The sequence below is a fragment of the Clostridiales bacterium genome, assembly GCA_030016385.1.
Lineage (GTDB): Bacteria > Bacillota > Clostridia > Clostridiales > Oxobacteraceae > JASEJN01.
This window is the reverse complement of sequence record JASEJN010000008.1, coordinates 57,867-68,600: the sequence shown is the minus strand read 5'-3', so window position 1 is coordinate 68,600 and position 10,734 is coordinate 57,867. Positions and strand designations below refer to the sequence as shown.

13 protein-coding genes are annotated in these 10,734 nt (G+C 37.9%); 5 read left to right on the top strand and 8 right to left on the bottom strand.

Annotated elements, in window-relative coordinates; translation table 11 throughout:
- On the bottom strand, positions 1-286 hold a 286-nt coding region (locus tag QME45_03525), incomplete at its 3' end, for an IS982 family transposase (GenBank protein ID MDI6617734.1).
- Positions 287-379: 93 nt separating this feature from the next.
- Entirely contained in the window at positions 380-817 is a 438-nt protein-coding gene (locus QME45_03520) for a response regulator (protein MDI6617733.1), read from the bottom strand.
- Positions 818-1,288: 471 nt separating this feature from the next.
- Here QME45_03520 and QME45_03515 point away from each other — a divergent pair, with 471 nt between their 5' ends.
- Entirely contained in the window at positions 1,289-2,065 is a 777-nt protein-coding gene (locus QME45_03515; protein ID MDI6617732.1) for a polysaccharide deacetylase family protein, read from the top strand.
- A 173-nt stretch (positions 2,066-2,238) separates the two neighbouring features.
- On the top strand, positions 2,239-2,862 hold the full coding sequence (locus QME45_03510; protein ID MDI6617731.1) for a TrkA C-terminal domain-containing protein: 624 nt from the start codon (positions 2,239-2,241) through the stop codon (positions 2,860-2,862).
- Positions 2,863-3,010: 148 nt separating this feature from the next.
- Here QME45_03510 and QME45_03505 read toward each other — a convergent pair whose 3' ends face one another.
- A complete protein-coding gene (locus QME45_03505) occupies positions 3,011-3,673 on the bottom strand; it encodes a class I SAM-dependent methyltransferase (protein ID MDI6617730.1) in 663 nt (220 codons plus the stop codon).
- 691 nt (positions 3,674-4,364) lie between these two features.
- Here QME45_03505 and QME45_03500 point away from each other — a divergent pair.
- Positions 4,365-5,492, top strand: a complete 1,128-nt coding sequence (locus tag QME45_03500; GenBank protein ID MDI6617729.1) for an NAD/NADP octopine/nopaline dehydrogenase family protein — start codon at positions 4,365-4,367, stop codon at positions 5,490-5,492.
- Complete coding sequence (locus tag QME45_03495; GenBank protein ID MDI6617728.1) at positions 5,492-7,147, top strand: cobalamin B12-binding domain-containing protein; 1,656 nt, start codon at positions 5,492-5,494, stop codon at positions 7,145-7,147. Before QME45_03500 ends, QME45_03495 begins: the two co-directional genes overlap by 1 nt.
- A 17-nt stretch (positions 7,148-7,164) precedes the next feature.
- On the opposite strand, the gene QME45_03490 is transcribed toward QME45_03495, so the two are convergent.
- The 4 genes from QME45_03490 to QME45_03475 form a co-directional block, all read right to left on the bottom strand.
- Positions 7,165-7,422 carry a YkuS family protein gene (locus QME45_03490; protein ID MDI6617727.1) on the bottom strand — a complete coding sequence of 86 codons (258 nt, stop codon included), beginning with the start codon at positions 7,420-7,422 and terminating at the stop codon, positions 7,165-7,167.
- Between the two features lie 71 nt (positions 7,423-7,493).
- Complete coding sequence (locus QME45_03485) at positions 7,494-8,066, bottom strand: manganese catalase family protein (protein MDI6617726.1); 573 nt, start codon at positions 8,064-8,066, stop codon at positions 7,494-7,496.
- 14 nt (positions 8,067-8,080) lie between these two features.
- Positions 8,081-8,341, bottom strand: coding sequence for a spore coat protein CotJB (locus QME45_03480; GenBank protein MDI6617725.1), 261 nt, complete (start codon positions 8,339-8,341; stop codon positions 8,081-8,083).
- On the bottom strand, positions 8,329-8,523 hold the full coding sequence (locus QME45_03475) for a spore coat associated protein CotJA (GenBank protein MDI6617724.1): 195 nt from the start codon (positions 8,521-8,523) through the stop codon (positions 8,329-8,331). Before QME45_03475 ends, QME45_03480 begins: the two co-directional genes overlap by 13 nt.
- Positions 8,524-8,841: 318 nt before the next feature.
- Between QME45_03475 and pepT the strand changes: the two genes are divergently transcribed.
- Positions 8,842-10,065 (top strand): peptidase T, encoded by a 1,224-nt coding sequence (gene pepT, locus QME45_03470; protein ID MDI6617723.1) that lies wholly within the window; start codon positions 8,842-8,844, stop codon positions 10,063-10,065.
- Between the two features lie 137 nt (positions 10,066-10,202).
- Here pepT and QME45_03465 read toward each other — a convergent pair whose 3' ends face one another.
- On the bottom strand, positions 10,203-10,676 hold the full coding sequence (locus tag QME45_03465; GenBank protein MDI6617722.1) for a hypothetical protein: 474 nt from the start codon (positions 10,674-10,676) through the stop codon (positions 10,203-10,205).
- Between the last annotated feature and the right edge of the window lie 58 nt (positions 10,677-10,734).

Sequence of the window (10,734 nt, the reverse complement as noted above, 5' to 3'; positions counted from 1 at the left end):
TGTTAAACCTGGTTCTATGGCAGAACCTTGGAAATAAGTCTCTCATGTTCTTCTTACAGAAGCCAAACCAAGCTTTTTCAGAGTCGATAGTGAGCAGCTCGCCAACTAAACTTATGGTAATTATTTCACTATCACTCATTATAGAATCATTGATATTACAACGGTTTGCGATATGTGTTGGAGTAACCCTTTTGTAAATATCATCTATTATGATGTAGGTGACAATTACAAAGTCTTTCAAAGTCTCAATTTCTTTGATAGAATTACTCTTATAAAGCTCCAGCATATGTTGTTACCTCCTATCATCGGTTTTGTGGTTAATGATAGGTTACAATATTTTGCTGGGGTTTTTCATTCGCAATTTTTACCAGTAAAAAAGCTAGCACAACGAGTTAAAATCATTTAAAAGTTTATTCCTGACAATGCAATCGGTCATACTTTCCTTCTTTATAACATCCGCAACCTTATTTAATGTTTTGATAAGATTTTCATTCTGTATAGGCTTCAATACATAAGCGGATGCGCCATAATCTATGGCACTTTTGGCATACTGGAAGTCGTCATACCCGCTTAAAACTATGATCTTTGACTCGATTTTATTATTCCTGAGCAAGCGCATGAATTCTACGCCGCTCATAAATGGCATTTTTATATCCGTGATTATTATATCGGGTTTCAATTTTATGGCCAGCTTTAAAGCCTCTTCCCCATCCGAGGCCTCATCTGCGATTCTGAACCCATGCTTTTCCCAATCGATGCTTACCTTTAGCCCATATCTTACCCAATATTCATCATCGACAATAAGTATAGTAAGCAAATTAAATCCCTCCTCATTTGAACAAGGCAAAAATATAATATGCCCTTTTTCTATTTTATACCAGTTAACCTTACTTGACAATTAATCTGAAAAGAACCTTCGAGTCGTAAATTTAGCTTATGTCATTTTGAACACTCATTCGCCAGATTCAAGTTTTGTAAGTTCTAAGGCCAGTAGCCTTAAGAATCCAAAAGCTTTTGAAACTCGTTTCACTCAGACAATCAAAAGCTCTAAGGATTCTTATGCGGCAACAGACCAAGAACTTATCAAAACTCTCATAATGCTCATTCGTCGTTCAAAATGACATAATCCTATTTATGCCTGATTTCAAATTGCGAATTGAAGAAAAGAACATGTTTGCAACGGAATAATAAAATTATAAAATTTATTATCATATAAATACATGATTTGGGAAATATATATATAGGAAAAAAGTATAATATTTACCATATTCATATGGAGGCCGTTAACATGAAAAGATTGATCATTACATATTTAATATTCTTAGAAATGATGATTTTGGTACTGCAGGGAGGATATTATTTCAAATCGATGTTTGTCCGCAGCAAAATCGACAGCACGAACCATGGATGGGGAGTTGTAAAGAATAAAGAGCATAGATTACCGGACATACCTCAAGATGAAAAAAATATGCTTAAGGCATATGATGGCATTTATTCCGGAAGCCCTGATGAAAAGTATATATACTTGACTATCGACTTAGGCTATGAATCGGGATATACTAAAAGTATACTGGATGTCTTAAGGGAAAATAATGTGAAGGCGACTTTCTTTATTACATTATCATACATGGATAAGAATAGCAGCCTTGTGGATAGGATCATTCAGGAAGGTCATTCTCTCCAGAATCATACGGCAAGGTATAAGCATCTTGATAAAATTGACGATAATGCTGTAAAGAAGGAGATAGTGGATCTTGAAAATGCAATATATAAAAGGTATAGTATAAAAATGAGGTATTTGAGGCTTCCATATGAAGAATGGTCTGAAAGGGTAATGAAAATTGCAAAGGATACCGGATATAAAACAGTTTTCTGGAGCATAGCATGTGTTGACTGGACTGATGATAAAGATGTTTCATATATTTGTAACAACGTAATGGACAATTATCACAACGGTGCGGTTGTTCTTTTGCATTCTGTATCTAAGTCAAGCCCGGAGGCCATGGAGCTTATAATAAAGGACTTAAAAAATAAAGGATACAAATTTAAGGCTTTGGATTTATAGATATTTTTAGCTTCAATTAGCAATTTGGAATCAGGCATAAATAGAATTATGTTATTTTGAGCGACGAATGAGCATTCAAAATAACATAAGCTCATATTATGGATTGAAGATTTTTAAGTTCGTATTTATAATTTTAAAAATAAGCCTTAATGTTGATAATTGGGGGATAATTTATGAGTGCTGTTGCAACTAAGCCGTTATATCAACAGATAGCCATTGATGTCGCAAGGAGGATAGTGAAAGGGGAATTCGAAATAGGCTCGAAAATTTACGGCCGTTCCACCCTGGCAGGTGAATACAACGTCTCGCCTGAAACGATAAGACGCGCGATTATTCTCCTTCAAGATATGAATGTTGTGAACGTATCCCAGGGAAGCGGCATAGATGTTATATCCAAAGATGAAGCTTTTAAATTCATAGACAGGTTTAAGGACATAGAATCCATCGTATCTTTAAAGACGGAACTAATCAATTTTTTCCATGAGAAGGAAGAAATAGACAGAAAACTTGAGGCAATTGTTAAAAAGATAATCGATTATTCCGACCGACTGAGGAACATAAGCCCATATAATCCCCTCGAGATAGAAGTTAAACCTTATTCAAGTGTCATAGGTAAGACATTATCCGAAATGAAGTTCTGGCAGAATACCGGCGGTACTGTAATAGCGATAAGGAGGGGCGATGAGATAATCTTGTCCCCGGGGCCCCACGCGGAAATCATAAAAGGCGACGTGTTGGTAGTAGTCGGTGACGAGGGCATCTTAAAGCGCACGAAAAAGTTTTTAAATAAAAGATAGGGCAAAATAATATATAGACATCGTTATATTTAGGAAACTTTTTAATCATTGATATTTTGTAGATAAGTCGCAATAAAAGAAGACTGCGTACTAATATCAATATCTCTTTCAATATAAGATTCATAAATATTAAATTTTTAGGCTATATTTATTTTATACCTTCAACAACAACTATAGCAAACCATTCTCCTTCAAAAGGTAATAAATCAGAGCCGTTTTTCTCTCCAATTGATTCTCCGATAGTTACAATGTCTGCCCTGTTAAAGTTTGCCTGAATATAGGATTTCTGTATTTCCGTTTTTAAAGCGAATTTTTCTGCCCCAATAATCTTATTATCCTTGCAAAAATTCTTTAATATCTTAAATCCTTCGGAATGTTCCTTAATGACAACATAACTATCAAATAATGATTTCCCCACTTTTAATACTCTTTTAGCTTCTTTTATTCCGTCAGAAGCCAAATTTAACATATTCTGAATCCCAAAAAAAGATACGGCAGTATCAATTGTATTATTTTTAAAAGGTAGATTGGTCGCATCACAAGCTATATAATTTACTTTTATCTCCGGATTAATTTTTTTAGCTCTTAGTCTGTCATATTTCAACACTACAAAACTTAAATCCGTACATATTATCTGCGATTCGGTTTTTAGATGTTTCACCATTTTTTTAAATAATGCGCCTCTACCAGTTGCTATGTCCAATATAAATTCATTTTCTTTATTATTGATACTATCAATAATGAATTTTTTAGTTTTATCACCTATTATTGTTTGGTTCTGAGGAACTCCTCCTGATATTTTTTTATCCATCTCCTCCTCATCATACTGCTCATAGGATTCCGTCCAATTATTTGTAAGTTTTTGTTCTGCCGAATCAAAATTTATTATTCCTTCTTTAATAGGCCAATCATGGCTATTCTTGCAGCTTAATTTTCCTTCAACAACCTCGCTATTTTCTTCCCTTTCAACCGTAAGATTTAACTCTCCATTACATTTAGGACATCTTAGTAATTTAAGAATTTTCTTGTATATTTTTCTTCATCTCCTTTTAATAAAAAAACACATGAGCAACTTAACTTTTCCTTAAATCTGAGTACCACTAAATTTATTATAACACTATCATTGATTATTTCTTCTTCAAGAGGATAAGGGGTGGAACTTAATTTGATAATTAAATTTAGGTATTGCACCCTATCTTTTTTTCTACATAATATTGACAACTGACAACCTATATAATATAATAGAGTTGTAAATTTTGTAATCTTCTTTTATATGCATTTCATAAAATACCGGCAATAAAATTTAATTTTTAAATTTAATTGTGTTCCGGTTAAGTGTGGTTATTAAAATCGGCTTTGACCGGTATAACGAATTAAATTAAATTGGCTTATTATACTCAGCTTGGTTTTGAAATGTTATTCGGGCTGTTTTAAGGGTAGGGAATAGTTTTTAATTTTTTAGGGAATTATGTCTATTTTTTTATTCTGAGAGGTGATAGAAAATGGAGCAATTTAAAGATTATCCGAAATTTGCTGTTATAGGAGCTGGAAACGGAGGTCAGGCGATGGCAGGACATCTGTCGATGATGGGCTTTCGCGTGAACCTTTACAACAGGACACTTGATAACATAAAAGATATACAGAAAAGCGGCGGCATAATTCTTGAAGGCGAAGTAAACGGCTTTGGAAAGCTTAATCTCATAACCGATAGCATGAAAGATGCTGTGGAAGATGCGGACATTATAATGGTAACCGTACCTGCATCGGGACACAAGGATGTTGCATTTTCATATATACCATACTCAAAAGACGGCCAGATTGTGGTTTTAAATCCTGGCAGGACGGGAGGAGCTCTGGAATTTTTAAATATAATGAAAACATTAAATTTCAATAAGGAAATCATTCTTGCAGAAGCGCAGACATTTATATATGCTTGCAGGGCCGTAGCATCGGGAAAGGTTAAAATATACAGCATAAAAAATGTCGTATCAGTAGCATCTGTGCCATCCCAAATGACTCCTTATGTCATAAGCTGTTTATCACATGCGTATCCGCAGTTTACAAGAGCGGAAAATGTGCTGGAAACAAGCTTGAACAATATCGGTGCGGTATTTCATCCGGCACCCACACTTTTAAACTGCGGAAGAATCGAGTCTACCAAGGGGGATTTCCAGTACTATATAGATGGCATAACGCCGACAGTCGCAGGCGTACTGGAATATATAGACGCAGAGAGGATATCGGTTGCAAAAGCGGTTGGCGTCAATGCGATTACTGCTCTTGAATGGCTTTACGCATCATATGGCGCAAAAGGGAATACGCTTTATGATGCCATTCAAAATACAAGGGACTACGCTGACATAAAGGCTCCGCCATCTTTAAATACAAGATATATATTTGAAGATATCCCTGATAGCTTGGTGCCCATATCAGCCATAGGTCAGGCTGTGGGCGTCAAAACGCCTACGATAAACTCGATCATTGAAATAGCCTGTGTGGCTCATAACAGAAACTATTATGCTTCGGGTAGAAACACGAAAAATCTTGGAATAGAGGGGCTGACAAAAGAACAGCTTATGGAACTTGTAACTTATGGAGAGATCAATAAACGGGACGAGGTGGTTGCGTAATGAAGAAAATAATGGCTGCAGCTATAGGCAATTGCGTACATGTGGCAGGAGTAATGAACTTTTTGAAATATGCCGAAAATGAAGGCTATGCGACGGAATTTCTAGGGCCCGCAGTTTCAATCGAAAATTTAATTAAAAGGGTAATGGAAGAAAAACCGGATATTGTTGGCGTAAGCTATAGGCTGACTCCGTCGGCAACAGGTCCGCTTCTGGATAAGCTAAAAGAAAATATCAGCCGCTACAATCTAAATGATATAGAATGGCTGTTTGGTGGGACAGAACCGGTATGTGAAGTCGCAAAAAAGTATGATTTGTTCAGCGAAATATTTGATGGATCATATAGGGATGATCATACTGTTGATTTCCTCCGTGGATTTAAAAATAATGTGTTGAAAGAAACATATGAAAGCAATATTATAGACAGGATAAACAGCAAATATCCCCGTCCTTTGCTGCGGCATCATCTTGGCCTCCCATCCCTTGGGGATACAATTGAAAGCGTAAAAAAGATTGCTGAATCAAAAATACTTGATGTTATATCGATTGCCCCGGATCAGAATGCGCAGGAACACTTTTTCGATATGGAAAAAGCCGACCACAGTTTGGATGGCGCCGGAGGAGCCCCTGTAAGAACTCCGGACGATTTCAGGAAAATCTATGAAGCGTCCAGAAGGGGAAATTATCCCATACTGAGGTGCTACAGCGGTACGAACAATGTCTTTAAGTTTGCTTCAATGCTTAAGGAAACTATAAATAACGGTTGGGCAGCCATACCGCTATGCTGGTATAATGTTTTGGACGGAAGGGGCCCAAGAGATGTTGTAAGTTCCATAAGAGAAAGTCAGAAGCTTATGAGATGGCATGCTAAGAGGAATATACCTGTCGAAGTAAATGAGGCTCATCATTGGAGCTTGAGAGATGCCCACGATACCATAGGAGTTGCTACGGCTTTTTTGGCTGCATACAATGCAAAAAGGATGGGTGTCAAAAATTATATAGCCCAATATATGTTAAATGTTCCTCCTTCGATTTCTCCAAAGATGGATCTTGCAAAAATGCTCGCAAAAATAGAACTGATTGAAAGTCTGCAGGACAGCAATTTTAAGGTTTACAGGCAGGTACGTCCTGGACTTGCAAGCTTTCCTACGGATCTGTATGCCGCAAAGGGGCAGTTGGCTTCATCAGTTTATCTCGGGATGGCTCTAAAGCCCCACATAGTTCATGTTGTGGCTTATTGCGAGGCACACCATGCAGCAGGTTTTGATGAAATTAACGAAAGCTGCAGGATTGCAAAAGGGGTAATAAAAAATTGCATGATGGGTTTGCCGGATATGTCTTCCGATATGAATGTCGGGGACAGAAAAAATGAACTCATAAAGGAAGCCGAATATCTGCTTGAATCGATATACAGAATTTCTCCGAATTCACAGGATCCGTGGAGCGATCCTGAAGTGCTTGCAGAGGCCATAAAACTGGGCATACTCGACGCACCCCATCTTAAAGGCAATGCATATGCAAAGGGGACGCTTGAGACGAAGGTTATAGATGGAGCTTGCTTTGCATATGACAGTATCGAAAAAAGGGTGCTTACCGAAAAAGAAAGAGTGGATAAAATACTGGGAGTGCAAAAAGAGGACGAAGCCTTGATTGTTTAGGCTTCATCCTTTTTTTATTAATTAAGCCTTTGCTCAATCTGCTTTTGTATATCCTGCGGAGTCAGGCCGTTTGCATCTATTATCGATGTCTTCGCACCGGTATTTTGAATACCCATAAGGTTTTTGTCTATTCCGGATACTATTACTGCGTCAAAACCGTCTATAAAGTCCTTGCTATTTTTCTGGGAAGTATCGAATTCATGTATCTTATATCCTTGCATAGTTAAATATTCTATGACATTTGTAAGATTTTTCTCAACGCCTATGTTTTTCACCTTATCTCCTCCTAAGTTTAATGTTAATATATATTATCTGCAAATCATTCTATACATATTCAGCCCGGAATCTATATATATTTTTTGCTGCATGCCATATCCTGAACTTCCTGCAGGGCTTCGGCAAATCTCTGGTAATGCACTACTTCCCTTGCCCATAAAAATTTAAGGGGATCTTTAACATCGGGGTCGTCCGTCAATACCAGAAGATGTTCATATGTTGTCCGAGCCTTTTGTTCAGCCGCCATATCGTCGGTAAGATCCGTCACAGGATCACCCATTGCCTGAATATATGAGGCTGTCCATGGTATGCCATTTGCGTCGACAGGAAATATTGCCTTGTCATGCTGCGAGTAATACCCATCAAGGCCTGCTTCCCTTAATTCCTTTAGGGAAGCGCCCTTTAGAAGCTGGTATACGATGGAGCATACGATTTCGACATGTGCAATTTCTTCGGTCCCTATGTCATTAAGGAGCCCCTTTGTTTTGCCGGTAGGCATTTTATAGCGCTGCGTCAGATATCTTAAAGATGCGCTGAGCTCTCCGTCCGGTCCGCCATACTGCGTTATTACATTTTTTGCCATCCTTATATCCTTGTTTTTAATATGGACAGGATACTCTAATTTTTTCTCATAAAGCCACATAAACTATCCTCCTTTCAGATACCTGTTTCCCATGGCCATGGTTCACTGACCCATCTCCATGGATACTGGCTTGGAGAGCCGCCAAAATGTGTGAGGGGCCCGTATTCCGCCTCATAAACTTTCTTTAGTTTTTCAAGCTTCTCAGTTATCGTATTGTAGTCGGAAATAGCCTGCTTGCATGTTGGATGATTATCAAGATACAGTGTCAGATCAACAGATGCGAATTCAAGCTCCTGTATTTTTTTCAGAAGATGATCACAATCTATCTTTTCCATGCTTCTTCCCCCTTCAATGCTCTCTGAAGGTTATGAACGTAGGCTTCCAGTAAAAACGGAAATATGGTACCTGTTTTAAAACCTTCAGAGGGTGATATTACGCATGCATACGGCTGATCCAGCACGTATGATCTGGCATACTGCATCTTTGACAACTTTGCAGGCATATTAAACTGTAACAAAGATTTCACCCCAAATTATAGACTCTGTAGTACCATCATATTCAACTGCAGCAAAAGTGTGATTGCAGGGTATATACAAAAATGTTCCTTCCGGAATACTCTTCAAATTCAATTTGCAATTTGAAATCAGGCATAAATAGGATTATGTTATTTCGAGCGACAAATGAGCATTATGAGAGTTTTGATAAGTTCTTGGCCTGCTGCCGCATAAGAATCAAAGACCCCCGCAAATGTCAGCTTTACATCAGGATAAAAAAATGCTAAGCTATAAAAAAGGTTCGAGAAGGACTATTTTGATGGGAAAGGCAGGGAATAACGTTGAAAAAAGTCGTTGAAAGGTTTCTAAAATATGTAAAATATGATACGCAGTCACAGGAAGATGTTGAGGAATTTCCAAGCACTGCAAAGCAGTTGATATTTCTAAAAGATCTGACAAATGAACTGAAGGATATGGGGCTGAAGGATGTTACCATGGATAAACATGGATATGTATTTGCTAATCTGCATTCAAATACGGATAAACATGTGCCTAAAATAGGATTTATCTCCCATGTAGATACCAGCAGCGCCGTGTCAGGTCGCAATGTAAATCCTAAAATCAGTAAAAATTATGATGGAAAGGATATTTTACTGAACAAAGAAAAAAATATAAAACTGTCGCCTGAAAAGTTTCCCGAGCTGAAAAATTACATAGGTCAGACTATAATAACAACTGACGGCACCACTCTCTTAGGTGCCGATGACAAAGCCGGCGTTTCGGAAATAGTGACGGCAGCAGAATATCTTATAAGGCATCCCGAAGTTAAACATGGCGATATCAAAATAGGTTTTACACCTGATGAGGAAGTCGGCAGGGGAGTGGACTTCTTCGACGTCAAAAAATTCGACGCTGATTTTGCATACACAGTGGACGGCGGAGCCATAGGAGAGTTGGAATATGAAAACTTCAATGCTGCAAAGGCCCTCGTTATCGTAAACGGAGTAAGCACACATCCGGGAACTGCAAAAGGGGTCATGGTAAATTCAATTACGGTTGCAATGGAGTACGCTTATATGCTTCCTGCAGATGAAACACCTGAAAATACCGAAGAGCGCGAGGGATTTTACCATCTGATGGATATTAGCGGAAACGTCGAGCAGACCACGATGAAGTATATTATAAGGGATTTTGATTCTACAAAATTCAATAATAAAAAAATAGCCATGCAAAAGGCTGCCGATGCTTTAAACAAAAAATACGGTGAAGGTACGGTATTACTGGGGATTAAAGACCAGTATTATAATATGCTGGAAAAGATAAATGAGAATAAACATATAGTGGAAACAGCCCAAAAGGCAATGGAAGAGGTAGGCGTAAGACCATCCGTAAATCCTATAAGAGGCGGTACAGACGGTGCGATGCTTTCATTTATGGGCCTTCCGACCCCCAACCTCTTTACAGGCGGGTACAATTACCACGGCAGGTTTGAGTATATACCGGCGGAATCCATGCAAAAGGCAGTCGAGGTAATACTAAAAATAATAGAGCTATATTCAAAATAGGAATTCATGTCCCATCTGCCGGAAAAGACAGCATCCTTAAATAACTTTATATCAATATATTCAGTTTCATAGATAAGCAAAAAAGCTGCGCAAAATTTGTGTAAAAACAAATTTTGAGCGGCTTTTGTCTCTTAAACTTATGGACTTGTATTGGTGGTGTCGTGATGGGTTCCGGCTTCATCCGGCAATTTCGATACAGGAAGGGAATTGAACCACTTTTTGATTCCATCTAAGGGTATCGGCTTATCTACATTGCAATAAGTAGTATTTGCCTTTATTCGGCTGCCGGCGTTAGTTATTGTTAATACTTTCTTATCTCCAACGTAGAAATCATAAAAATAATTGTATCCCGTCTTTGGTTCCTGATCTTTGGATTTGGTGTAATGCCTGTTGTCCACCAAATCCACAATTTCATTTATCTTTGCCTTATCTGTGGTAGCTACACTGTCCCCATTCATCCCACTTCTCATAAACACTTCAGTTATATTCTTGCTGCTGGTTCCAGCCAGGTCCTCAAAGCTTTTCCCGAAAATATAGGGCCTTGCGAACAGGAATGTTATGAAAAGTACTGCTATCACTGATGTTATTAGCAACTTCGGTTTAAATAGCACTTTTAACCTCACTCCTTTCTTATACTAATTTCAACTGGGTATAATATTATAAATAATT

What these genes read in the sequence shown, in the direction of transcription:
- QME45_03505 (MDI6617730.1), bottom strand. Translation starts at nt 3,673, where the DNA reads ATGGATAAAAAAATATCAGGAGGAGTTCCTCAGAACCAAACAATAATA.
- QME45_03495 (MDI6617728.1), top strand. Translation starts at nt 5,492, where the DNA reads ATGAAGAAAATAATGGCTGCAGCTATAGGCAATTGCGTACATGTGGCA.
- QME45_03480 (MDI6617725.1), bottom strand. Translation starts at nt 8,341, where the DNA reads ATGGAAAAGATAGATTGTGATCATCTTCTGAAAAAAATACAGGAGCTT.
- QME45_03510 (MDI6617731.1), top strand. Translation starts at nt 2,239, where the DNA reads ATGAGTGCTGTTGCAACTAAGCCGTTATATCAACAGATAGCCATTGAT.
- QME45_03485 (MDI6617726.1), bottom strand. Translation starts at nt 8,066, where the DNA reads ATGTGGCTTTATGAGAAAAAATTAGAGTATCCTGTCCATATTAAAAAC.
- QME45_03500 (MDI6617729.1), top strand. Translation starts at nt 4,365, where the DNA reads ATGGAGCAATTTAAAGATTATCCGAAATTTGCTGTTATAGGAGCTGGA.
- QME45_03515 (MDI6617732.1), top strand. Translation starts at nt 1,289, where the DNA reads ATGAAAAGATTGATCATTACATATTTAATATTCTTAGAAATGATGATT.